A 23,022-nucleotide genomic window follows, 5' to 3' on the forward strand; every position below is an offset into this window, starting at 1 on the left:
AGAGTAGGACGCCGCCGAACAAATTTTGAGGGAAACCCCGCACCATACGGTGCGGGGTTTTCTGCTTTCTGGTGCGTTTCAGCGCGTTTCAGGAGCGTGAAAGAGCCCCTGAAACGCGCTGAAACGCACCCCTGAGATTGCCCCTCGAGGTCGAAAGTCAGCTCACAGCCGGCCCGCTGCCTTGAGTGCCAGATAGGCGTCCGCCAGCGCCGGTGCCAGATCGTCGGGTGTCGCGTCTACGACAGTGACGCCCCGGCGGCGCAGTTGCTCGGCCGTGCGTGCGCGCTCTCCCTGTGCCTGCGCAGCCGCCGCGGCCTCATACACCGCGTCTGTGTTTCCCCTGGCCGCCGCCATACCCGCGATGTGCGGGTCCGCCACCGAGGCGAGCAGCACCGTATGGCGCTGGGTGAGGCGGGGCAGTACCGGGAGAAGGCCCTCCTCGATGGGAGCCGCGTCGAGGGTGGTCAGCAGGACGATCAAGGACCGGCGCGGTGCCGTACGGAGGACGGTGCTCGCAAGGCCTCGGGCGTCCGTTTCCATGAGCTCCGGCTCGAGTGTCGCCATGGCGTTGACCAGCGATGGCATGAGCTCACGGGCGGCACGCCCCTGGACGAGGGCGCGTACCCGGCGGTCGTATGCCAGTAGATCCACCCGGTCCCCGGCCCGTGAGGCCAGTGCCCCCAGCAGCAGTGCCGCGTCCATGGAGGCGTCCAGACGCGGGACATCGCCGACCCGTCCGGCCGAGGTACGGCCCGTGTCCAGGACCAGCAGGATGTGGCGATCACGTTCGGGGCGCCAGGTGCGTACCGCGACCGTGGTCTGACGGGCCGTCGCGCGCCAGTCGATGGAACGCGTGTCGTCCCCTGGCACGTAGTCCCGCAGGCTGTCGAACTCGGTTCCCTCACCTCGTGTCAGAACACTGGTCCGGCCGTCGAGTTCGCGGAGCCGGGCCAGCTTGGAGGGGAGGTGTTTGCGGCTCGTGAAGGGCGGTAGCGCCCGTACCACCCAGGGCACTTTGTGGGTGCCCTGGCGTGCGAAGAGACCGAGCGGGCCATAGGAGCGGACTGTGACACGGTCGGCGTGCCGGTCACCACGACGGGTGGGACGCAGACGGGTGGTCACTCGACGGCGCTCTCCCGGAGGGACCGTCAGACGGTGGCGCGATGCCTCCACTTCGGTGCCGGGCTGCCAGCTGCTGGGCGGCCAGGCGTCACGTAGGCGGGCGCGCAGGGGGCGGTTCGAGGGGTTCGTGACGGTGAGTGTCACGTCCGCGGCTTCGCCCAGGCGTACGGAGGTGTCGCCGGAACGGTTCAGGCTCAGTCGGCGCACCGGTGCGGCGAGCGCGTAGTCGCAGGCGCACGCCAGGGCGAGTGGGCCGTTGACGGCGAGGATGCCCGTCCAGCCGGGCTCCCAGATGCCGACGGGAAGGGTGCCGAGAGCCGCCAGGAGCGCGGCGCGTCCGGTGAGTGCCATCAGCGGGGGACGGGGACGTGGGTGAGGATCGCGTTGATGACCGAGTCGGCGGTCACGCCCTCCATCTCAGCCTCGGGGCGGAGCTGGACACGGTGCCGGAGCGTCGGAAGCGCCAGGGCTTTCACGTCGTCCGGAATGACGTAGTCACGGCCCGTCAGCCATGCCCAGGCCCTGGACGTGGCCAGGAGGGCCGTCGCGCCACGGGGTGACACACCGAGGGTGAGCGACGGGGACTCGCGGGTGGCGCGGCAGATGTCAACGACGTAGCCGGCGATCTCGGGTGAGACCGTCGTCTTGGCGACGGCGGCGCGTGCGGCTTCGAGGTCGGCCGCGTTGGCCACGGGACGTACTCCGGCGGCGCGCAGGTCCCTCGGGTTGAAGCCGGCGGCGTGGCGGGTGAGGACGTCGATCTCGTCCTGGCGCGATGGCAGGGGGATCGTCAGCTTGAGCAGGAACCGGTCCAGTTGGGCTTCTGGAAGGGGATACGTCCCCTCGTACTCGACCGGGTTCTGCGTCGCCGCGACCAGGAACGGGTCGGGCAGCGGGCGCGGGGTTCCATCGACCGTGACCTGGCGCTCCTCCATCGCTTCGAGGAGGGAGGACTGGGTCTTGGGCGGCGTGCGGTTGATCTCGTCCGCGAGGAGCAGGTTGGTGAAGACCGGACCGGGCTGGAAGGAGAACTCGGCGGTCCGCGCGTCGTAGACGAGGGAGCCCGTCACATCGCTCGGCATCAGGTCGGGGGTGAACTGGATCCGCTTGGTGTCGAGTTCGAGCGCGGACGCCAGAGCCCGGACGAGCAGGGTCTTGGCGACGCCGGGCACGCCTTCGAGGAGGACGTGTCCGCGGCACAGGAGGGCGACGACGAGGCCGGTCACGGCGGGGTCCTGGCCGACCACAGCTTTGGCGATCTCGGCGCGCAGGGCCTCCAGCGAGGTGCGGGCGTCGCCCGCGTCCCCGGCGTACCCGGCGTTGTCAGTGGTCGGGTCCATCATGGACGGCGTACCTCTCCTTCGAGGGCGTCGAGTTGGTCGGCGAGCGCGATCAGGGCCGCGTCGTTGTTGGGTTGCGAGCCGAAGAGCAGGGATTGCAGGGACTGTTCGTCGCCGTGCAGGTGCGCGGACAGTGCGGGGAGCAGCGCCTCGGGCGTGTGCGCCTGGGCGAGGGGGATGCCCACGAGGGGTGCGAGGCGCGCGCGGGTGGCGGAGCGCAGAGCGGTGGCCACGCGGTCGCGGGCGCTCGCCTTGCGGTAGAGGCGGGCGCGGCCTTCGACGGTTTCGGAGGCGCGGATCGCGACGGGGAGTTTTTCGGGGACGAGAGGGCCGAGTCGGCGGGCCCGCCAAAGTGCGGCCAGTGCCGCGGCGATGAAGAGTTGCAGGGTTCCCCAGAGCCAGCTCGCGGGGAGCAGGTCGAAGAAGGTCTTGCGGCCCGCGTCGGTGGCGGTGGTGTCGGACAGCGAGGGGAGGTACCAGACCAAATGGGAGCGGGAACCGAGCAGTTGCAGGGCGAGCGAGGCGTTGCCCTGCTCGTCGAGACCGTCGTTGTAGAGGATGGCGGCCGAGCCGAGGACGACGGTGTCGCCGCCCGAGGAGGCGGGGAGGCGCACCAGGCTGGGCAGGCCGTCGCTGGGGTAGCAGGTGTCGGCGTGGGCGGCGGTCGTGCGGTAGCGGACCCCGGCCGTGTCGGCGCTGCCCGCTCGCCGGGCGGCGGCCAGGGCGCATCCGGGGTCCAGCGTCGAGTCGATACTGGTGACGGGGTCGGCCGAGACTCCGGGGGCGAGGGTGCCGACCGATGTGTCGGGGGCGATCAGGACCGTCCGGCCGCCGGAGTCCTTCGTCGCCTGGTGGGCCAGCTGTTGCTGGCGTGGCGTCAGCTGGTCGGGCGCGGTGATGAGAAGCGTGGTGTCGGGGCCGACCGCGGCGCGTGCGTCATCGAGGGTGGTGACGACGCGTGTGGACACTCCCCGGTCGGCGAGGAGTGCGGCGACGGCGTGGCTGCCGTAGGGGTCGGCGGAGCGTGGGTCGAGGCGGCCGTGGCGGGTGTCGGAGCGGATGACGGCGACCGTGACGGCGCCGATGAGGAGAAGGACGACGGCGAGCAGGATCCCGCGTGTCCGCGTCCACACATGGCGCGGGGTGGGCGAGACCGAGGTGGACGTGAGCGTGGCCTCGGTGGTCATCGGGCGCCTCCCTGGCCGGTGTTGTCGGCCGTGGCGAGGGCGGTGTCGGTGAGCTTGGGTTTGGTGCGCTCCAGGTCGTCGTCGAGGGCGGCGAGCCGGCGGTATGCGGTTTCGCTCGCGGCCCGGCCGCCGTATGTGACGTCGTCGAAGTCCCGGGCGGCGGTGCGCAGCCGGTCCGCGTGGACGGGCAGGGCGCGGGCGGCTTCGGCGGCGGTCTCGTCTGCGGTGCGGCCGGGGCGTACATCGAGCAGGGCGCGCTCTTCCAGGGACCGGACGATCGCGCGCATGCGTTCCTGGACGGCCTGGTTCCAGTGGCCTTGGGCGGCGTGTGCCTCCGCGGCCGCGCGGTGTTCGGCGGCACTTCGGGGCCTGTCGTCGAATAGGACCGCGGAGGTGGTGGGCATGCGGCGCGGTGTGCCCAGGCGCCACCACAGGCCTGCGATGAGCGCTAGGACCACCAGCACGATGACGAACAGGCCCACCCATCCACCGGGCGTCGCGGTCGAGGCGTCCCCGAAGAGCCGGTCGATCCAGTCCCAGAAGGCATTGAGGGCGCGCTGCAGCAGTCCGGGGTCGTTCTCGTGGTACAGCCGCTTGGACAGCTCACGCCGGGCCGCTTCCCGCGCCGGGTCGCGCGAGATGGTCACCGGTGGTTCGCCGCCCTTGCGCGACAGCACCGGTGCGACGCTCAGCATTCCCCCCGTGAAGCTCACCGCATCAGCCCCTTGGGGTGGCGCCGGCAGCGGCGGGTCCGTGGTCCTGCAGGCCGGCGGCGCGGGCCAGGTCGAGGTCGAGGGCCTCGCGGCGGATGCGCTGGTCGATGTAGAGCAGCACGGCCACCCCGGTGGTGAGCGGGAAGGTGATCATGCGTCCGATGACCGAACCGATCCCGCTGACGATGAGGAACGTCCAGCCGAGGCCGCTGTCGTTGCCGTTGACGAGGCTGGTGATGCCGCCTCCGTCGAGTTCCCCGGCGAGGATGACGAACGGGAGCACGATGAGCGAGGAGACGATCGACGCGATGAGTTGTGCGAGCAGCTGAATGCCGAAGATCCGCCACCACGAGCCGCGCACGAGTTTCGCGGAGCGGCTCAGCGACTTGCGGATGCTCTGGCGCTCCAGCATCAGGGCGGGTGCGGCGAGCGAGTAGCGGTTCATGATCCACAGGGCGATCACGGCGGCGCCGAGACCGCCGAGGGTCGCCAGCGCGACACCGCCGGCGGTCGATGCGGTGGTGGCCACGAGGATGCCGGGAAGTATGCCCACCGCCATGATCGCGAAGGCCATGAGCGGCAGCAGCAGAGCGAGACCGGCCAGCCTGATCAGCTGAGGGCGGGGCAGACGCCCGGTCGTCGCGGAGGCCGATGTCTTGCCGAGTACGGCCCGGCTGGTGACGGGTGTGAGCAGGCCCGTCGCGGCGATCGCGGCGAGCAGGACGATCAGCAGCGTGGCGCCGGAGCTCAGCATCGCGTCGCCCATGGCATGGCTCAGATCGCGCGCGGACGCGTCGGGGTTGTTCAGGGTGCCCGCGGTGGCGCTGTCCTCCAGCACGAGCTTTTGCAGCAGGAGGACGGCGGTCTCCATGACGACGGCGATGGCCAGCGAGATGCCGAGGACCGTGCGCCAGTGCGCGCGCATCGTGGAGACCGCGCCGTCGAGGAGCTCGCCGACGCCGAGCGGGCGCAGCGGGATGACGCCGGGCTTCGCGGCGGGCGGAGGACCCCAGGCGCCGCCCCAGGCCGTGTTCGGGCCGCCGTATCCGTAGCCGGGAGCGCCCCAGCCACGGGGTCCGCCCGGGGCTCCGTGGCCGCCGGGACCCGCGGGCGGGCGGGCACCCCAGCCCGGTCCGGGCTGAGGCGGAGGCGCGGCCTGGCCGGGCCCCTGAGGCTGAGGAGCGGTCCACTGCCCGGGCGGGGGCTGCTCCTTGGACCACGTCGGTGGCTGCGGCTGACCGGCGCCGTCATGGTCCGAGGGCTGCTCCGACGGCTGGGCGCCGGACGTGCCCGGCTGTTGCCCGTCGGAGGGGGCAGATCCGGGCGAGGCCCAGCCCGGAGTGTCTTCCATCGTCGCTCCTTCACGCTGCCCGTCGGCGTTCGCGGGCGAGTTGGCAGCCATCGTGCCACGCGGGGTCCGTTGGCGGACCAGCGGGAGAGGTGGCCGCACGCCTTCAATTGTCCGCCGGATACGGGGCAGACTGACCGCATGGCTGATCAGCGCGCGCAATCCGGTGAGGACAGGCAGTGGGCGGGGATACCGGTGATCCGCTGGGACGAGCCGCCCGAGGGGCCGGTACTGGTACTTCTCGATCAGAGAAGGCTGCCGGCCGAGGAAGTCGAGTTCGTGTGCACGGACGCGCCTGCCCTGGTGGAGGCGATCCGCACGCTTGCCGTGCGTGGTGCGCCCCTGCTCGGGATCGCCGGTGCGTACGGGGTCGCGCTCGCCGCCGTGCGCGGCTTCGACGTGGAGGAGGCCGCCGCCGCGCTGGCGGAGGCCCGGCCCACCGCGGTGAACCTGGCTGTCGGTGTGCGCAGGGCTCTGGCCGCGTTCCGAGCCGCGCTCGCCGACGGCGGTGGCCAGGAGCGGGCCGCCGCCGCGGCGCTCGATGCGGCGCGGAGGCTGCACCGGGAGGACGCCGAGGGCAGCGCGCGTATGGCGCGGCACGGTCTGGCGCTGCTGGACGAGTTGCTGCCGGGCGGTGGACACCGGGTGCTCACGCACTGCAACAGTGGGGCGCTGGTCTCCGGCGGGGAGGGCACGGCGTTCGCGGTGGCTCTGGCGGCGCACCGGGCGGGGCGGCTGCGCAGGCTGTGGGTGGACGAGACGCGTCCTTTGCTGCAAGGTGCTCGCTTGACGGCATACGAGGCGGCGCGCAACGGGATGGCGTACACCTTGCTCACGGACAACGCGGCGGGCTCGCTGTTCGCGGCGGGCGAGGTGGACGCCGTGCTGGTCGGGGCGGACCGGATCGCGGCCGACGGTTCGGTGGCGAACAAGGTGGGGAGCTATCCGCTTGCTGTGCTGGCGAAGTACCACCATGTTCCGTTCATCGTGGTGGCGCCGGTGACAACGGTGGACCCTGCCACGCCGGACGGAGCGTCCATCGAGGTCGAGCAGCGGCCCGGGTACGAGGTGACGGAATTCATCGCGCCCCGGGTGCCGATGGCGGGAGCGGAAGCGGGAGGCGGGATACCGGTGGCACCCCTGGGGACCCAGGCGTTCAATCCGGCGTTCGATGTGACGCCGCCCGAGCTCGTGACGGCGATCGTCACCGAAACGGGCGTCGTTTCGCCCGTGACGGCCGAGGCACTCGCTGTGCTGTGTGACAGGTCACGCCAGGTAACGATTTAGTTAATGGGATGATGTGGTCCATGAAGGGACGAGTCCTTGTCGTCGACGACGACACCGCACTGGCCGAGATGCTCGGCATCGTGCTGCGTGGTGAGGGTTTTGAGCCGTCTTTCGTAGCCGACGGTGACAAGGCGCTGGCCGCTTTCCGTGAGGCAAAGCCCGACCTGGTGCTCCTCGACCTGATGCTGCCCGGACGGGACGGCATCGAGGTGTGCCGTCTGATCAGGGCCGAGTCCGGTGTGCCGATCGTCATGCTCACCGCCAAGAGCGACACCGTGGATGTGGTGGTCGGTCTGGAGTCGGGAGCGGATGACTACATCGTCAAGCCGTTCAAGCCGAAGGAGTTGGTCGCCCGTATCCGGGCGCGGCTGCGGAGGTCGGAGGAGCCGGCGCCCGAGCAACTGGCCATAGGCGATCTCGTCATCGATGTGGCCGGTCACTCCGTGAAGCGGGACGGCCAGTCCATCGCGCTGACTCCGCTGGAGTTCGACCTGCTGGTGGCGCTGGCACGCAAGCCGTGGCAGGTGTTCACCCGCGAAGTCCTGCTGGAGCAGGTCTGGGGCTACCGCCACGCCGCGGACACCCGTCTTGTCAATGTTCATGTCCAGCGGCTGCGCTCCAAGGTCGAGAAAGACCCGGAGCGGCCGGAGATCGTGGTGACCGTACGTGGTGTCGGCTACAAGGCCGGACCCAGCTGACATGTCGCGGGACAGTGCCGCTGCGGCGCCCGGTGAGCCGGGAGTCCGTCCTCAGCGGCCTGTCGGTCGACGGAGTTCCGGCTGGGACGGTTTCTTCGAGGGCGGGCTGCTTCAGGGCGGAGTCCAGGGCAGCCCGGTCCTTCGGCTGGTGATGCGCTGGGTGCGTCGTCCGCTGCTGCCTGTGATGAGGCTGTGGCGGCGCAACATCCAGCTCAAGATCGTCGTGACGACGCTGCTGATGTCGCTCGGCGTGGTGCTGCTGCTCGGCTTCGTCGTGATCGGGCAGGTGCGCAACGGTCTGCTGGACGCCAAGGTGAAGGCGTCGCAGAGCCAGGCCGTGGGCGGTTTCACGGTCGCCGGGCAGAAGGCCGACAGCGTGGCCAGCGCGAGCGACGGCAACGACAACCCCGGCACCGGCAGCAACCCCGTGCAGAACGTCAGCGGGTGGATGGGCGACCTCGTCGAGTCGCTCTCCAGCGGTGGCCAGGGCGCCTTCGACGTGGTCACGCTCAGCACGACCGCCGCGGACGACGGCAACCGCGGACTCGGGCCGCGCGCGTCGGGCGGGGTGGACCCGAGCCAGAGCGTTCCGGAGAACCTGCGCAAGCGCCTCGACGCCGGCATGGGAGTGGCCCAGAGCTACACCCGCATCGTCTATACGGACGGTGACCGGGACCCGCAGCCAGGGCTGATCATCGGCAAGCAGATCAATGACCCGAACGGGGATCCGTACCAGCTGTACTACCTCTTCCCGCTCACGCAGGAGGAGAAGTCGCTGAGCCTGGTCAAGGGGACGCTCGCGACCGCGGGACTGTTCGTGGTCGTCCTTCTCGGCGCCATCGCCTGGCTCGTGGTGCGCCAGGTCGTCACACCCGTGCGGATGGCCGCGGGAATCGCCGAACGGCTCTCCGCGGGCCGTCTGCAGGAACGTATGAAGGTCACCGGCGAGGACGACATCGCCCGCCTGGGTGAGGCCTTCAACAAGATGGCCCAGAACCTTCAGCTGAAGATCCAGCAGCTGGAGGACCTGTCGCGGATGCAGCGGCGGTTCGTGTCCGATGTGTCGCACGAGCTGCGCACTCCGCTGACCACCGTGCGGATGGCGGCCGACGTCATCCACGAGGCGCGCGCCGATTTCGACCCGGTGACCGCGCGGTCGGCGGAGCTGCTCGCCGACCAGCTGGACCGGTTCGAGTCGCTGCTCGCGGACCTGCTGGAGATCAGCCGTTTCGACGCTGGCGCGGCGGCGCTGGACGCCGAGCCGATCGATCTGCGCGAGGTGGTGCGCCGCGTGGTGAGCGGGGCCGCGCCGCTGGCCGAACGCAAGGGCACACAGATCCGGGTCGTGGGCGACCAGCAACCCGTGGTGGCGGAGACGGACGCCCGTCGCGTGGAGCGCGTGCTGCGCAACCTCGTGGTCAACGCGGTCGAGCACGGCGAGGGCAAGGACGTCACGGTCAAGCTCGCCGCGGCGGGCGGCGCGGTCGCGATCGCCGTGCGCGATTACGGTGTGGGGCTCAAGCCCGGCGAGGCGACCCGGGTGTTCAGCCGCTTCTGGCGGGCGGACCCGGCACGCGCGCGTACCACCGGCGGTACGGGGCTCGGGCTGTCCATCGCTTTGGAGGACGCACGGCTGCACGGTGGCTGGCTTCAGGCGTGGGGCGAGCCGGGCGGCGGTTCGCAGTTCCGGCTGACACTGCCGCGGACCGCCGACGAGCCACTGCGGGGTTCCCCGATACCCCTCGAACCGATGGATTCCCGCCGCAACCGCGGGCTCGGTGACGCCGGGCTGCCGCATGGCGGCTCCGGCGGCAAGCTCGCCACAGTGCCGGTGCAGGCGACCGGTGAGAAGGCGCCGCCGCACGCGTCGATCACGCCGCGGCCGGCAGCGGTGCCGACGGCGGACCCGACCGCGCTGCCCGGCAACGGCGCGCGGGTCGTGCCGAGGCCCGCCGGGGCCGTGCGGAGTGGCGACGACAGGACACAGGGGCCCGCGCAGGGCGGTGGGCCCGACGAGCGGGAGCAAGGGGAGGCGTTTCGTGGGCGCTGAGGGGGGCGGCCGACGGCGCTCGCTGCGCTGGGGAGTCTTTGCCGGCTGTGGTGCCGTGCTGATGACGGGGTGCGCCTCGATGCCGGACAGCGGGGGGCTGAGCGGAGTGGAGTCCACGCCCCGCCAGGAAGCGCAGGTCCGGGTCTTTGCCGTGCCGCCACGTGAGAACGCGGGGCCCGCGGAGATCGTGCAGGGCTTCCTTGAGGCCCTGACCAGCGACGATCCACAGTACGAGATGGCGCAGAAGTATCTGACGGACGGCGCGCGCCGCCGGTGGAATCCGAACGCCTCGACCACGGTGCTGTCCGACGGGCCCAATCCGGTGACACAGCGCCCCGTGGGGGACCAGGAGACGAATGACGCCGCGTACGTCCTGACAGGCAGCAGGCTCGCCGTCGTGGACGAGCAGCACGCCTACAGGCCGGACTCGGGCGGCTACAGCGGAACGGTGCACCTCACGCTGGAGAAGTCGACCAGGCAGTGGCGCATCGACTCGTTGCCCCCGGGCGTGGTGATGGGGAAGTCCGACTTCCAGCGCAACTACGTGTCGGTCAACAAGTACTACTTCGCCTCGAACGTGCCCGCCGGGCCGGGCGGGCAGCTGAGCACCGTCGCGGACCCGGTGTATGTGCGCAGCAAGGTGGACCCGGTGACGTCCATGGTCAGTTCGTTGCTGAGGGGGCCCACGCGCTGGCTGGACCCCGTGGCGACGTCGAGTTTCCCTTCGGGCACGGCGCTCATGAAGGGCGTCACCTCCCTGTCGCCCGATGACCAGAACAAACTGACGGTGCCGCTCAACGGCAAGGCCGACCGGGTCGGGCAGACACAGTGCTCCAGGATGGCCGCGCAACTGCTGTTCACGCTCCAGGACCTGACACCCACCGGCGTGAGCGAGGTCGAACTGCAGCGGTCGAACGGCAGAAGACTGTGCGCGCTGAACGAGGACCGGGCCGAGACCATCGCCTCGCACGGCACGGCCAGGCGTCCCCAGTACGAGTACTTCCTCGACGGCAAGCAGAGGCTTGTCCGGCTGCCGAGCGGCAGCACGTCCACGGAGCCCGACCCGGTGCCGGGCGCACTGGGCGAGGAGACCAAGAAGCTGGGCGCGGCAGCCGTCTCGCGTGACGAGGAGAGCGCGGCGGCGGTCTCGGCCGACGGGCGGTACCTGTACGTGGGGTCGCTCGTGGCGGGTGCCTCGACCGGCGATGCGGTGCTGAGCAGTGAGGGCCTGTCGCCGCAGGACCGGCTGATCACGCCGAGCTGGGACGGCGGGGGTGACCTGTGGGTGGAGGACAGGGACCCGAAGCACCCCCGGCTGGTGATGCTGCAGAAGGGCGCGGGCCAGCCGGTGGAGGTGCACACCCCGGAGCTCGACGGACGCGTCGACGCGGTGCGGGTGGCCGCGGACGGCGTGCGGATCGCGTTGATCGTGGAGAAGGAGCACAAGACGTCGCTGCAGATCGGGCGCATCGACCGGGAGCGCGGGACCGACGGCCGGCTCGACGTGTCGATCCTCGGGCTGCATTCCGTGACCCCTCAGCTGGAGGAGGTCACGGCCATGTCGTGGGCCGGTGACAGTCGGCTCGTGCTGGTCGGGCGCGAGTCCGGCGGGGTGCAGCAGCTGCGGTATGTGCAGGTCGACGGGTCCACGCCGGCCGGGAACGCGCCGGCGTCGCTCACGGGCGTCAAGCAGATAGCGGCGTCCGAGGACGACCGGCTGCCGCTGGTGGCGTATTCGGAGGACGGGATCGTGCGTCTGTCGGCCGGGGCGCAGTGGCAGAAGGTCCTCAAGGACGGGACGGCCCCCATCTACCCGGGGTGACCTCCCCGGCCCCTGCGGTTATCCACAAGGGATATCCACAGGGGGTTTCCACAGCCCTGGCAGCCCGCCGTCCGCGTTGGCACAGTGGTGGTCATGCGCGGGTGGTGGCAAGACCTCACCGACCTGGTGCTGCCGGCCGAGTGCGGCGGTTGCGGCAGGCCGCGCACGATGCTCTGCTCGAAGTGCCGCGCGGCGCTCCACGGCGCCGCGCCGCGCCGGGTGAGACCGACGCCGGAGCCGTCCGGGCTGCCCCCGGTCCACGCGGCGGCGGGGTACGCGGGCGTGGTGCGCGCCGCCCTCCTGGCCCACAAGGAGCGGGGTGCCCTGGCGCTGGCGGCACCGCTCGGCACGGCCCTGGCAGGGGCCGTACGGGCGGGTCTGGCCGGGGGCGGTGCCGGGCCCGGCTGCGGGGTGCCCGTGCTGCTGGTGCCCGTGCCCTCCGCGCGCCGGGCGGTGCGGGCGAGGGGGCACGATCCGGTGCGGCGGATGGCTCTCGCGGCGGCGGGAGAGCTGCGCCGCAGCGGGACCACGGCCCGGGTGACGGCCGTGCTGCGGCAGCGGCGTCCGGTGGCCGACCAGGCCGGACTCAACTCAAGGCAGCGGCTCGTCAACCTGGCGGACGCACTGGAGGTGGCCGGCGGGGGCGTCCGGCTCCTGGCAGGCGGACGGGTGGTCCTCGTGGACGACGTGATGACCACGGGCGCGTCGCTGTGCGAGGCGGCGCGCGCCGTCCGGGATGCGCTTGCCGACGCCCGGACGGGGGACACGGAGGTGTATGCGGGCGTCGCAGGGGAAGCAAGGGGGGAACGAAGAGGGGTGCGGACAACGGAACGGGCGTATCGGACGCAGGCGCCCCAGGGAATGGCCGCCGGGAACGGCCTTGTGGACCGCGTCCGGGCGGCGGTAGTCGCTGCCTCGCCGGAGGCTTTCGAAACAAATCGGAACTGATCGAGAACTTGCGTCGTTGCAGGTAATGAGCAGGTCAATTCACCTGAACGGAGGTACGCGACAGTAGAGGGTGACGACATCCGTCCGGGCGAGATATGTTCGGGTTGTGAGGGAAAGGCGCAGGCCATCCCCCGCTTATCCGAATGCCGTGCTGCGGGTATTCCGCAATCACTCGTAGCGGCGGGGTGGAGATCGCGCCCACGGGGGAGGAGGAGGTGGAAGTCACCGAGTCCGAGGCTCCGGTGCTCGCCGGAGCCTGGTGCACCAAGGGAGATGCTCCGCCGAAGATGCGGAGCGATCCGGGAACGGAGTTCTGCGTGGACATCGTCGTCAAGGGCCGCAAGACCGAGGTGCCCGAGCGGTTCCGGAAGCACGTGGCCGAGAAGCTGAAGCTGGACAAGATCCAGAAGCTCGATGGCAAGGTGATCAGCCTGGACGTCGAGGTGTCCAAGGAGCCCAACCCCCGACAGGCCGACCGGTCCGACCGGGTGGAGATCACCCTCTACTCCCGTGGCCCGGTGATCCGGGCGGAGGCAGCGGCCCGCGACCCGTATGCGGCACTCGACCTGGCGGCGGAGAAGCTCGAGGCCCGGCTGCGCAAGCAGCACGACAAGCGCCACACCCGCCGCGGAGTGCGCAGGCTCACCGCGGCCGAGGTCCCCGACCACGTCCCGGACGCCGCGACACTCAACGGCAACGGCGGCATCGTGTCGAGTGAGGAACCGGGCGGCGTGCCGGCGAAGAGGATCGGATCGCTCGAGGTGCAGGGCGAAGGCCCCCTCGTCGTCCGCGAGAAGACCCACGTCGCGTCCCCGATGTCGCTCGACCAGGCGCTCTACGAAATGGAGCTGGTCGGACACGACTTCTATCTGTTCGTCGACTCCGAGACCAAGCAGCCCAGCGTCGTCTACCGACGTCACGCGTACGACTACGGCGTCATCCACCTCAGCACCGACCAGATGGTGGCTCAGGCGCAGATGGCAGGTGCCAGCGGAGCGCTCGGCGGCTGATCCCGCCGGGTGAGTACGGAACCGGTGCCCCTGGTGAGCCTGTGCGCCCCCGGGGGCACCGGTATGCGACCACTTCACGCCACGCTCTGTCACCCGGCTGCCGCCAGAGCATGGAATCATGGCCGCAACGGTCCAACCGGTGGGCCGTTGCCTTGCGTTGGCTATGGCCAGGAACCACGGGCCAGGGCCTTCAGGGGGAGGAACGATGGCGGACAGCTTCGGACCGATGCATGACGAGGACGTGGACGACGGCGTCGTCGGCATGGGCCCGGAGTCGGGCTCGGCAAGCAGCGAACCGATCCGTGTCCTCGTCGTGGACGACCACGCCCTCTTCCGCCGCGGCCTGGAGATCGTGCTCGCGGCAGAGGAGGACATCCAGGTCGTCGGCGAGGCGGGAGACGGCGCCGAAGCGGTCGACAAGGCCGCCGACCTGCTGCCCGACATCGTCCTGATGGATGTGCGCATGCCCCGTCGGGGCGGGATCGAGGCGTGCACCTCCATCAAGGAGGTGGCACCCAGCGCCAAGATCATCATGCTGACGATCAGTGATGAAGAGGCCGATCTCTACGACGCGATCAAAGCCGGTGCGACCGGATATCTGCTCAAGGAGATCTCCACGGACGAGGTGGCCACGGCCATTCGCGCGGTCGCCGACGGCCAGTCGCAGATCAGCCCCTCCATGGCGTCGAAGCTTCTTACCGAGTTCAAGTCGATGATCCAGCGGACCGATGAGCGCAGGCTCGTTCCCGCACCCCGGTTGACCGACCGGGAACTGGAAGTCCTCAAACTCGTCGCCACCGGAATGAACAACCGGGACATCGCCAAGGAGTTGTTCATCTCCGAGAACACCGTGAAGAACCATGTCCGCAACATCCTGGAGAAGCTGCAGCTGCACTCCCGGATGGAGGCCGTCGTGTACGCGATGCGGGAGAAGATCCTCGAGATCCGCTAGCACGACAGCACGACGACGCCCCCGGCGGTGTCCGGTCGGCCGCGGATCAGCCCACGGCCCGGGCCAGCTCCCTCATGAGGGGCTCACGCAGGGCGGAGGACTCCACCCGCTCCACACGCACGTTCGTGCAGTCCACCCAGGAAGCCGCTTCCAGCAGAGCCTGGGCGACGGCCGGGACCGACCGGGCATCATCCAGCGTGACCTGCTTGGCGACCAGCGTGCGGCCCTCGCGCGCGGGGTCCAGGCGCCCCACCAGCCGGCCGCCGGCCAGGATCGGCATCGCGAAATAGCCGTACACCCGCTTCGGCTTCGGGACGTACGCCTCCAAGCGGTGCGTGAAGCCGAAGATCCGCTCGGTGCGCGCCCGCTCCCAGATCAGCGAGTCGAACGGCGACAGCAGCGTCGTACGATGCCTGCCGCGCGGCGGGGCCGCAAGGGCCGCCGGGTCCGCCCACGCGGGCTTTCCCCATCCCTCCACGGACACCGGCACCAGACCGGAATCGGCGATCACCGCGTCGACCTGTTCTCCCTTGAGGCGGTGGTAGTCGGCGATGTCCGCGCGCGTGCCCACCCCGAGGGACTGGCCCGCCAGACGGACGAGACGGCGCAGGCACTCGGTGTCGTCCAGCCGGTCGTGGAGGAGGGCCTCGGGCACGGCGCGCTCGGCCAGGTCGTACACCCGCTTCCAGCCGCGGCGCTCGACGCACACCACCTCGCCGTACATCAGCGCACGCTCCACCGCGACCTTCGTCCCCGACCAGTCCCACCACTCACTGGTCTTCTTGGCGCCGCCCAAGTCGGTCGCCGTCAGGGGCCCTTCGGCCCGCAGTTGCTTGATGACCTGCTCATAGGCGCCCTCCGGCAGCGGATGGTTCCAGTGCGGGCGGGAGCGGTACGCGCGGCGCCGGAACGCGAAGTGCGGCCACTCCTCGATCGGGAGGATGCAGGCCGCGTGCGACCAGTACTCGAACGCGTGGGGCTCGGCCGCGGTCGTGCCGTCGGGCGACGGGGTCCAGTACGCAGAGTCCACGGTCCTGCGCCCCACGGCGCCGAGGCGGGCGTACGGGATGAGTTCGTGGGAGCGGGCGAGAACCGAGATCGTGTCGAGCTGGACCGCGCCGAGGTGGCGCAGGACGCCGCGGACGCCCGCCCTCCGGTCGGGAGCGCCGAGGAACCCCTGGGCGCGCAGGGCGATGCGGCGGGCTTCGTCGGCGGTCAGATCGGTGGCGGGGCGCGGAAGACTCGGCATGGTCACACGGTAGGCGGTGCCACTGACAACGCGGGATGAGCTGGGATTTCTCCCTCACGCGGCCCTCGCGCCAGGCTTGCGGGCGCGCCCCAGGGGCTTTCGTTCGGATCAGGCCGGATCAGGGCGCGGTGCCAGACCCCGCGAGCCCGGCCCGATCCAGAGCCCGGCCCGATGCAGAGCCCGGCCCGATCCGACCGAGAGGACCTACTGCTGAGGCCGTACCGGCGCCGGCAAGTACGGCGCCGTCGACGGCAGCCCCAGGTCCGACGGCAGCAGCGAGCCCACCCAGCAGTCCCTGCGCACGCCCTTGTTGTCGATCGCGGCGCGCTGCACGCCCTCCATGGTGAAGCCCGCCCGTTCGGCGACGGCCCGGGAACCCGCGTTGCCCACCTCGGCGCGCCATTCCACGCGGTCCACCGCCACCTCGGTGAAGGCCCAGCGCGACGCGCCGAGCGTGGCTTCCGTGATGTAGCCCATGCCCCGGTGCTCCTTCGCCGCCCAGAAGCCCACCTCGGCGACCGCGGGCGAGCGCATCGTGAGGCCGAACATGCCCACAAGGTCGCCGGAGCGCAGGAATACGCCGAAGGTGAACGCGGAGCCGGCGGCCCAGCCGTCGGGCACGGCCTGACCGACGAACCCCTCCGCGTGTTCGCGCAGATACGGAGAGGGGATCGTGGTCCACCGCTGGATGTCCGGGTCCTGCGCGGCTTTGTGCACCGCGTCGGCGTCGTGCGGACCCACCGTGCGCAGCAGGAGACGTTCGGTGGTCAGTGTGACGGGTTCCATCGCCCGATTCTGCGCGTCCGCTCCGCCTGGGCGCCACGATTTTTCACCCCGAGCGGCTCTTCCGCGCCGCCTCGCCGCGTCGTCGCCCCTGACGCCACGCCGTCGCCCCTCACGCGCTCGTCACGGAGTGAAAGGACCGTTACTTTTCGTGGCACGGACGCGGCACCTTCGGCCACGCCCATCCGTTGTCCTTATGGCTGTCACAGGCAGACCTCCCGGTGCGGCGTGGTCCTCGCTTACGATGGCCGTTGCTCAAGCTGTCATACATAACCGACCGTCCCAGGCCCGACCGGCAAGGAGACAAACCCCCGTGTCCGTCCTCTCGAAGATCATGCGTGCAGGCGAAGGCAAGATCCTGCGCAAGCTGCACCGCATCGCGGACCAGGTCAACTCCATCGAAGAGGACTTCATCGACCTCTCCGACGCCGAGCTGCGGGCCCTCACCGATGAGTACAAGCAGCGGTACGCCGACGGCGAAAGCCTCGACGACCTGCTGCCCGAAGCATTCGCCACCGTGCGTGAGGCCGCCAAGCGCGCCCTCGGCCAGCGGCACTACGACGTGCAGCTGATGGGCGGCGCAGCGCTCCACCTCGGCTATGTCGCCGAGATGAAGACCGGTGAGGGCAAGACGCTCGTCGGCACCCTGCCCGCTTATCTCAACGCTCTCTCCGGCGACGGCGTCCACATCGTCACGGTCAACGACTACCTGGCCGAGCGCGACTCCGAGATGATGGGCCGGGTCCACAAGTTCCTGGGCCTCACTGTCGGCTGCATCCTCGCCAACATGTCGCCGGCGGAGCGCCGTGAGCAGTACGGCTGCGACATCACCTATGGCACGAACAACGAATTCGGCTTCGACTACCTGCGCGACAACATGGCGTGGTCGCAGGACGAGCTCGTGCAGCGCGGCCACAACTTCGCGATCGTCGACGAGGTCGACTCCATCCTGGTGGACGAGGCCCGTACGCCGCTGATCATCTCCGGCCCCGCCGACCAGGCCACCAAGTGGTACGGCGACTTCGCCAAGCTGGTCACGCGCCTGAAGAAGGGCGAGGCGGGCAACCCCCTCAAGGGCCTGGAGGACACCGGCGACTACGACGTCGACGAGAAGAAGCGCACGGTCGCCATCCATGAGACGGGCGTCACCAAGGTCGAGGACTGGCTGGGCATCGACAACCTCTACGAGTCGGTGAACACCCCGCTGGTGGGTTACCTGAACAACGCCATCAAGGCCAAGGAACTCTTCAAGAGGGACAAGGACTACGTCGTCATCGACGGCGAGGTCATGATCGTCGACGAGCACACCGGCCGTATCCTCGCCGGCCGTCGCTACAACGAGGGCATGCACCAGGCCATCGAGGCGAAGGAGGGGGTGGACATCAAGGACGAGAACCAGACGCTCGCCACGATCACCCTCCAGAACTTCTTCCGCCTCTACGGCAAGCTCTCCGGCATGACCGGCACGGCGATGACCGAGGCCGCGGAGTTCCACCAGATCTACAAGCTCGGTGTGGTCCCGATCCCGACCAACAGGCCGATGGTCCGCAAGGACCAGTCGGACCTGATCTACCGCACCGAGGTGGCCAAGTTCGAGGCGGTCGTGGACGACATCGCCGAGAAGCACGAGAAGGGCCAGCCGATCCTCGTCGGCACGACCTCGGTCGAGAAGTCCGAGTACCTCTCGCAGCAGCTCGCCAAGCGCGGCATCCAACACGAGGTGCTGAACGCCAAGCAGCACGAGCGCGAGGCGTCGATCGTCGCCCAGGCCGGCCGCAAGGGCGCCGTGACCGTGGCCACCAACATGGCCGGCCGTGGTACGGACATCAAGCTCGGCGGCAACCCCGAGGACCTCGCCGATGCCGAGCTGCGGCAGCGCGGCCTCGACCCCGAGGAGCACATCGAGGAGTGGGCCGCGGCGCTGCCCACCGCCCTGGAGCGGGCCGAACTGGCCGTCAAGGCCGAGAAGGAAGAGGTCGAGGAGCTCGGCGGCCTGTACGTGCTGGGCACCGAGCGGCACGAGTCGCGCCGTATCGACAACCAGCTGCGCGGTCGTTCCGGCCGTCAGGGCGACCCGGGCGAGTCCCGCTTCTACCTCTCGCTGGGTGACGACCTCATGCGCCTGTTCAAGGCGCAGATGGTCGAGCGCGTCATGTCGATGGCGAACGTGCCGGACGACGTGCCCATCGAGAACAAGATGGTCACGCGCGCGATCGCGTCCGCCCAGTCGCAGGTCGAGCAGCAGAACTTCGAGACCCGCAAGAACGTCCTCAAGTACGACGAGGTGCTCAACCGGCAGCGCGAGGTCATCTACGGCGAGCGGCGCCGCGTCCTGGAGGGCGAGGACCTGCACGAGCAGGTCCAGCACTTCATGGACGACACGATCGACGCGTACATCGGCGCCGAGACCGCCGAGGGCTTCGCCGAGGAGTGGGACCTGGACCGGCTGTGGGGCGCCTTCAAGCAGCTCTACCCGGTGAAGGTCACCATCGAGGAGCTGGAGGAGGCGGCCGGCGACCGGGCCGGACTGACCGCCGAGTTCCTCAGCGAGTCCATCAAGGAAGACATCCACGAGCAGTACGAGCAGCGTGAGACGCAGCTGGGCTCCGAGATCATGCGTGAGCTGGAGCGCCGGGTCGTGCTGTCGGTCCTGGACCGCAAGTGGCGTGAGCACCTCTACGAGATGGACTACCTCCAGGAGGGGATCGGCCTGCGCGCGATGGCGCAGAAGGACCCGCTGGTGGAGTACCAGCGCGAGGGCTTCGACATGTTCACCGCCATGATGGAGGGCATCAAGGAGGAGTCCGTCGGCTACCTGTTCAACCTGGAGGTCCAGGTCGAGCAGCAGGTCGAGGAGGTCCCCGTCGAGGCCGCCGCGCCCTCCCTGGAGAAGGAAGAGGCGGTGGCGGCGCAGGCTGCCCGTCCCGAGATCCGTGCCAAGGGCCTGGAGGCCCCGCAGCGCCGCGAGCGGCTGCACTTCTCCGCTCCGACCGTGGACGGCGAGGGCGGCATCGTCGAGGGCGACTTCACCAACGACGACGAGCCGGTGCGTTCGGAGGCGGACGGCCTCACGCGCGCGGAGCGCCGCAAGCAGGCGAAGAGCAACGGCCGTCGCCGCAAGAAGTGACGCCGTGCCGGGCGGCCGGTGAGTGACGCCGCTGCGGCCACGGGTACGACCGTGGTGAGGGCCGGGCACCTGAGGGTGCCCGGCCCTTTCACGTCTCCGGGCCAGGGTCAGTCGTCGTCCCTCCGCGGCATCTGCGGCCCGCCCAGTTCCACCGCCGTGCAGCGCCACCGGTGGTCGGGTCCGTACTCCAGGCGGAACGCCATCGCGCGGAGCCGGTCGCCCGCGGCGATCCGGGCGAACGCCTCGATGGCGCCGGGGCGCGGGACGTAGTAGCCGATGTCCCGGACGACCGGGCGGTGGCCGCGGGTGCGCAGCGGGCCGCGCTCGGCAAGCCACGCCAGTTCGTCGTAGGCCCGGCCGCGGGTGTGGCGGAGCATGCTGTGCACCGGGCGCCGGCCACTGAGCACGGACAGCAGACGCTCGGCGAAGAGGTCGGTGGGGCGGGGCTGGGGGACGGAAGGGGCCGCAACGGGGGCGTCCGGGGCGCCCGGCGCGCCTGGAGGCGTCGTACGGGGCGTGCCCTGGCCCGGTGCCATGAGCCGCGTGCCAGGGGACGTGGTGCCCGGGCGGCGGGTGTCATGGCGTACGGGAGGACGGCCGCCCGGGTGACGTCCGGTCCTGGTCGAAGGCCTGTTCCTGGTCATCACCTTGTTCATGAGGGATCCCCGTCTCGTCGGACCGGCGAGTACCGGTCGGTAACTTTCGGTGAGGATCCTGTACGGAACGAGAGCGGGGTCCGTGACGCGGCAGGGGCGCCCAGGGAGAGCCCAAAGGTTCACCTATCAGAGTGAGGACCGGGGCGGGAACCCGTGCGGCGGCCGGGGAGTGCCGGGTGACCGGCGGGGGCGCCGGCTGACGGCGGGGAAGGGTGCGGGCGGGGCCCGAAGGGGGACACCCGCACGTATCCTGGGATGACTCGCCGGAGGGCGCGGACGCGGTCCCCGTGGGGCCCGTCCCGGGGCCGTCCGGCCGCCCCGACCGACCACCGACCGACTATGAAGGCGGCTCGCCATGCGCGTCTACGTCCCCCTGACCCTCCCCGGTCTCGCCGAGGCGTACAAGACGGGTGAGCTGGGCGCAGGGCCGTTCGTCGCGTACGCGGTGACGCCCGCGCTGCGCGAGTGGTATCTCTCCGACGACATCGAGGAGCTGGAGTACGCGGCGCTGAGCCGGGCCGCACTGGCCTCGCTCAGGCTGCTGGCGGCGGACCCGGGCGCCCCGCGGCGGAGGGCGGTCGTAGCGGTCGACGTACCGGACGGCGCTGCGGCTGCCGATCCCGACCGGGGGCTCGATCCCGCGGCTCTGGGCGAGGTGACCGTGAGCGGGGCCGTGCCGCTGTCCAAGGCCGCCGCCGTGCACGCCGACGCGGACGACGCGGAGGCGGACGTGAGCGCGGCGGCCGAGGCACTGGAGAAGGCGGACCGCGGGGACGACGACGCGCAGTTCGTCGTGGACGGGGCCGAGGACCACGAACTGCTCTGGTACGCGACGCAGGAAATCCCGAATCTGCTGGGACTGGGCGGCTGACCCGGCATTTTCCTCTCTCGGATCCGGGGAGCCGGTGATTGTCAGTGGGGCCGGGTAGCTTCTCTGTCATGGGGATGCACCACAACGCGCACATCGTCTGGGACTGGAACGGAACGCTGTTCCACGACAACGAGGCGATCATCGGGGCGACGAACGCCGCCTTCGCCGAGCTGGGTCTGGAGCCGATCACGCTCGAGCGGTACCGGGCGCTGTACTGCGTGCCGGTGCCCAGGTTCTACGAGCGGCTGATCGGCCGGCTGCCGACGGACGCCGAGTGGGAGGTCATGGACGAGGTCTTCCACCGCTACTACGCGGAGCACCGGCACGGCTGCGGGCTCACCCAGGGGGCGACGGAGCTGCTCGCGGGGTGGCGTTCGGCGGGCCGCAGCCAGTCGATCCTGAGCATGTATGTGCACGAAGAACTCGTTCCGCTGGTCCGGGGGTTCGGGATCGAGGCACACTTCATACGGGTCGAGGGGCGCGTCGGACCGTCCGGCGGCAGCAAGGCCGAGCACATGGTCCGGCACCTGAAGGCCCTCGACGGCGTCGACCCGGCGCGCACGGTGGTCATCGGCGACGCGGCGGACGACGCGGTCGCCGCACGGTATGTGGGTGCGCGGGCGGTGCTGTACACCGGCGGCTCGCATGGCCGCGACAGCCTGGAAGAGGTCGGCGTGCCGGTCGTGGACACGCTGGAGGAGGCGGTCGCGGAGGCCGAGCGGCTGGCGGCGTGAGAGCGGTGTGAGCCGGTGCGGCCACCCGCGGGGCCGCCGCACCGGACACCGGGTGCGTCAGGTCACCGGCGCCTTCGCGCGCAGCACCGTGAGGAACTCGCGCATCCAGCTCGGGTGGTCCGGCCAGGCGCGGGACGAGACGAGGGTGCCGTCGACCACCGCCTCGGCGTCCTGGAAGGTGGCACCGGCCGCCTGCATGTCCAGCTCCAGGGCCGGATAGGCGGTGACGCGCCGCCCGTGCAGTCCGTCGACCGCGGCGGTGAGCAGGGGGCCGTGGCAGATCTGGGCGACCGGCTTGTCGGTGTCGAAGAACGACTTGAGGATCTTGCGGAGTTCGGGGTCGTTGCGGAGGTACTCGGGGGCGCGCCCGCCGGGGATGACGACGGCGACGTATTCCCCGGGGTCGACGTCGGAGAAGGCGAGGTCGGCGGGCCAGGTGTAGCCGGGTTTCTCGGTGTAGGTGTCGAAGCCGGGTTCGAAGTCATGGACGACGAAACGGAGGGTCTTTCGGGTCGGGGCCGCGATATGGACCTCGTAGCCCTCCTCACGCAGGCGCTGGTAGGGGTACAGGACCTCCAGTGACTCGGCGGCGTCGCCGGTGACGATCAGGATCTTCTGCGACATCTTCGCTGTGCTCCCCTCGCTCGTGCGGACGGCTCCGTCGAGCGGACGGCTCCGTCGGGTGCTGCGGGCAACGTGCCTGAGGCCGAGGCGCTTGCCAAGGGGGCCTGTACCGCTCGTACAGCGGTGTTCACTGCTCGTACGGCCGTGCTAGAGCAATTCAGGCCCGGCGTACGACCGCGCTCGTACGGTCATGCTCGTACAGCAGCTCGTACAGCCATGCTCGCACCGACGGCCCTGCACGGCATCGCCCCCGGCGTCCCTGTGCAGAACGTCAAAGTTCGGCCCCCTGTTTTGTACACATACGGCTCATGACGTGCCCCCCGTCCGGAGCGATAGCCTTGTGGCGTGATCAGCGCGATACGTCGCGGGGACGTCCGCGTCCCTGCCCTGCGCCCGGTGAGCACGGAAGACATCCGTGACCGGGCGGCGGTCGCTGGTCTTCGCAGGCGGGGCCGGTCGAACAGGGCGCCGCTGGCGCCCGGCACGGCGACCGGGGCGCCT

Annotated in this window: 19 protein-coding genes; 10 read left to right on the forward strand and 9 right to left on the reverse strand. The window is 70.5% G+C overall.

Annotation, left to right across the window (positions count from 1 at the left end; genetic code table 11):
* Nucleotides 1-162: 162 nt before the first annotated feature.
* Genes ABZ845_RS25635 through ABZ845_RS25655 form a run of 5 tightly spaced genes read right to left on the reverse strand, consistent with a single transcriptional unit; the run spans nt 163 to nt 5,713 of the window.
* A complete protein-coding gene (locus ABZ845_RS25635) occupies nt 163-1,473 on the reverse strand; it encodes a DUF58 domain-containing protein (protein ID WP_360983535.1) in 1,311 nt (436 codons plus the stop codon).
* Entirely contained in the window at nt 1,473-2,462 is a 990-nt protein-coding gene (locus ABZ845_RS25640; protein WP_360983666.1) for a MoxR family ATPase, read from the reverse strand. Before ABZ845_RS25640 ends, ABZ845_RS25635 begins: the two co-directional genes overlap by 1 nt.
* A complete protein-coding gene (locus ABZ845_RS25645; protein ID WP_360983537.1) occupies nt 2,462-3,649 on the reverse strand; it encodes a DUF4350 domain-containing protein in 1,188 nt (395 codons plus the stop codon). Before ABZ845_RS25645 ends, ABZ845_RS25640 begins: the two co-directional genes overlap by 1 nt.
* Nucleotides 3,646-4,344, reverse strand: coding sequence for a DUF4129 domain-containing protein (locus tag ABZ845_RS25650; protein WP_360983669.1), 699 nt, complete (start codon nt 4,342-4,344; stop codon nt 3,646-3,648). The genes ABZ845_RS25645 and ABZ845_RS25650 overlap by 4 nt, the downstream gene beginning before the upstream one ends.
* A 22-nt stretch (nt 4,345-4,366) precedes the next feature.
* Nucleotides 4,367-5,713, reverse strand: coding sequence for a hypothetical protein (locus tag ABZ845_RS25655; RefSeq protein WP_360983539.1), 1,347 nt, complete (start codon nt 5,711-5,713; stop codon nt 4,367-4,369).
* Nucleotides 5,714-5,851: 138 nt separating this feature from the next.
* Here ABZ845_RS25655 and mtnA point away from each other — a divergent pair, with 138 nt between their 5' ends.
* The 7 genes from mtnA (at nt 5,852) to ABZ845_RS25690 (ending at nt 14,477) form a co-directional block, all read left to right on the forward strand.
* Nucleotides 5,852-6,997, forward strand: coding sequence for an S-methyl-5-thioribose-1-phosphate isomerase (gene mtnA / locus ABZ845_RS25660; RefSeq protein ID WP_360983541.1), 1,146 nt, complete (start codon nt 5,852-5,854; stop codon nt 6,995-6,997).
* 8 nt (nt 6,998-7,005) lie between these two features.
* A complete protein-coding gene (gene mtrA / locus ABZ845_RS25665; protein WP_311692199.1) occupies nt 7,006-7,695 on the forward strand; it encodes a two-component system response regulator MtrA in 690 nt (229 codons plus the stop codon).
* 1 nt (nt 7,696) lies between these two features.
* Nucleotides 7,697-9,745, forward strand: a complete 2,049-nt coding sequence (gene mtrB, locus ABZ845_RS25670) for an MtrAB system histidine kinase MtrB (protein WP_360983544.1) — start codon at nt 7,697-7,699, stop codon at nt 9,743-9,745.
* Nucleotides 9,735-11,567, forward strand: a complete 1,833-nt coding sequence (locus tag ABZ845_RS25675) for an LpqB family beta-propeller domain-containing protein (protein ID WP_360983546.1) — start codon at nt 9,735-9,737, stop codon at nt 11,565-11,567. Before mtrB ends, ABZ845_RS25675 begins: the two co-directional genes overlap by 11 nt.
* A gap of 93 nt (nt 11,568-11,660) precedes the next feature.
* Complete coding sequence (locus ABZ845_RS25680) at nt 11,661-12,515, forward strand: ComF family protein (protein WP_360983547.1); 855 nt, start codon at nt 11,661-11,663, stop codon at nt 12,513-12,515.
* Between the two features lie 287 nt (nt 12,516-12,802).
* Nucleotides 12,803-13,525, forward strand: coding sequence for a ribosome-associated translation inhibitor RaiA (gene raiA, locus ABZ845_RS25685; RefSeq protein WP_360983671.1), 723 nt, complete (start codon nt 12,803-12,805; stop codon nt 13,523-13,525).
* Nucleotides 13,526-13,730: 205 nt separating this feature from the next.
* A complete protein-coding gene (locus ABZ845_RS25690; RefSeq protein ID WP_360983549.1) occupies nt 13,731-14,477 on the forward strand; it encodes a response regulator transcription factor in 747 nt (248 codons plus the stop codon).
* 46 nt (nt 14,478-14,523) lie between these two features.
* Here the strand turns inward: ABZ845_RS25690 and ABZ845_RS25695 are convergent, their stop codons facing one another.
* On the reverse strand, nt 14,524-15,726 hold the full coding sequence (locus ABZ845_RS25695) for a crosslink repair DNA glycosylase YcaQ family protein (protein ID WP_360983551.1): 1,203 nt from the start codon (nt 15,724-15,726) through the stop codon (nt 14,524-14,526).
* Between the two features lie 204 nt (nt 15,727-15,930).
* The gene (locus ABZ845_RS25700; RefSeq protein ID WP_360983553.1) at nt 15,931-16,512 is read right to left on the reverse strand and encodes a GNAT family N-acetyltransferase; all 582 of its coding nucleotides are present in this window, start codon (nt 16,510-16,512) and stop codon (nt 15,931-15,933) included.
* Between the two features lie 310 nt (nt 16,513-16,822).
* Between ABZ845_RS25700 and secA the strand changes: the two genes are divergently transcribed.
* Entirely contained in the window at nt 16,823-19,636 is a 2,814-nt protein-coding gene (gene secA / locus ABZ845_RS25705) for a preprotein translocase subunit SecA (RefSeq protein WP_360983555.1), read from the forward strand.
* 107 nt (nt 19,637-19,743) lie between these two features.
* Here the strand turns inward: secA and ABZ845_RS25710 are convergent, their stop codons facing one another.
* Nucleotides 19,744-20,292 carry an Rv3235 family protein gene (locus ABZ845_RS25710; RefSeq protein WP_360983557.1) on the reverse strand — a complete coding sequence of 183 codons (549 nt, stop codon included), beginning with the start codon at nt 20,290-20,292 and terminating at the stop codon, nt 19,744-19,746.
* A gap of 355 nt (nt 20,293-20,647) precedes the next feature.
* On the opposite strand from ABZ845_RS25710, the gene ABZ845_RS25715 reads away from it, so the two are divergent.
* Together ABZ845_RS25715 and ABZ845_RS25720 are read left to right on the forward strand one after the other, a co-directional pair.
* Nucleotides 20,648-21,163 carry a hypothetical protein gene (locus ABZ845_RS25715; RefSeq protein WP_360983559.1) on the forward strand — a complete coding sequence of 172 codons (516 nt, stop codon included), beginning with the start codon at nt 20,648-20,650 and terminating at the stop codon, nt 21,161-21,163.
* Nucleotides 21,164-21,231: 68 nt separating this feature from the next.
* Nucleotides 21,232-21,897: an HAD family hydrolase gene (locus ABZ845_RS25720; protein ID WP_360983561.1), complete on the forward strand. Its 666-nt coding sequence runs from the start codon at nt 21,232-21,234 to the stop codon at nt 21,895-21,897.
* 57 nt (nt 21,898-21,954) lie between these two features.
* On the opposite strand, the gene ABZ845_RS25725 is transcribed toward ABZ845_RS25720, so the two are convergent.
* A complete protein-coding gene (locus ABZ845_RS25725; protein WP_360983563.1) occupies nt 21,955-22,521 on the reverse strand; it encodes a DJ-1/PfpI family protein in 567 nt (188 codons plus the stop codon).
* Nucleotides 22,522-23,022 lie beyond the last annotated feature (501 nt).

The sequence above is a fragment of the Streptomyces sp. NPDC047022 genome, from assembly GCF_040644155.1.
Classification (GTDB): Bacteria; Actinomycetota; Actinomycetes; order Streptomycetales; family Streptomycetaceae; genus Streptomyces.

Bases quoted from the DNA above. Each gene is read 5' to 3' on its own strand.
- ABZ845_RS25690 (WP_360983549.1), top strand. From the start codon at position 13,731: ATGGCGGACAGCTTCGGACCGATGCATGACGAGGACGTGGACGACGGC.
- mtrA (WP_311692199.1), top strand. From the start codon at position 7,006: ATGATGTGGTCCATGAAGGGACGAGTCCTTGTCGTCGACGACGACACC.
- ABZ845_RS25710 (WP_360983557.1), bottom strand. From the start codon at position 20,292: ATGAACAAGGTGATGACCAGGAACAGGCCTTCGACCAGGACCGGACGT.
- ABZ845_RS25700 (WP_360983553.1), bottom strand. From the start codon at position 16,512: ATGGAACCCGTCACACTGACCACCGAACGTCTCCTGCTGCGCACGGTG.
- ABZ845_RS25640 (WP_360983666.1), bottom strand. From the start codon at position 2,462: ATGGACCCGACCACTGACAACGCCGGGTACGCCGGGGACGCGGGCGAC.
- ABZ845_RS25725 (WP_360983563.1), bottom strand. From the start codon at position 22,521: ATGTCGCAGAAGATCCTGATCGTCACCGGCGACGCCGCCGAGTCACTG.
- mtrB (WP_360983544.1), top strand. From the start codon at position 7,697: ATGTCGCGGGACAGTGCCGCTGCGGCGCCCGGTGAGCCGGGAGTCCGT.
- ABZ845_RS25680 (WP_360983547.1), top strand. From the start codon at position 11,661: ATGCGCGGGTGGTGGCAAGACCTCACCGACCTGGTGCTGCCGGCCGAG.
- ABZ845_RS25655 (WP_360983539.1), bottom strand. From the start codon at position 5,713: ATGGAAGACACTCCGGGCTGGGCCTCGCCCGGATCTGCCCCCTCCGAC.
- ABZ845_RS25715 (WP_360983559.1), top strand. From the start codon at position 20,648: ATGCGCGTCTACGTCCCCCTGACCCTCCCCGGTCTCGCCGAGGCGTAC.
- ABZ845_RS25635 (WP_360983535.1), bottom strand. From the start codon at position 1,473: ATGGCACTCACCGGACGCGCCGCGCTCCTGGCGGCTCTCGGCACCCTT.
- ABZ845_RS25645 (WP_360983537.1), bottom strand. From the start codon at position 3,649: ATGACCACCGAGGCCACGCTCACGTCCACCTCGGTCTCGCCCACCCCG.
- mtnA (WP_360983541.1), top strand. From the start codon at position 5,852: ATGGCTGATCAGCGCGCGCAATCCGGTGAGGACAGGCAGTGGGCGGGG.
- ABZ845_RS25695 (WP_360983551.1), bottom strand. From the start codon at position 15,726: ATGCCGAGTCTTCCGCGCCCCGCCACCGATCTGACCGCCGACGAAGCC.
- raiA (WP_360983671.1), top strand. From the start codon at position 12,803: ATGCGGAGCGATCCGGGAACGGAGTTCTGCGTGGACATCGTCGTCAAG.
- ABZ845_RS25650 (WP_360983669.1), bottom strand. From the start codon at position 4,344: ATGCTGAGCGTCGCACCGGTGCTGTCGCGCAAGGGCGGCGAACCACCG.
- ABZ845_RS25720 (WP_360983561.1), top strand. From the start codon at position 21,232: ATGGGGATGCACCACAACGCGCACATCGTCTGGGACTGGAACGGAACG.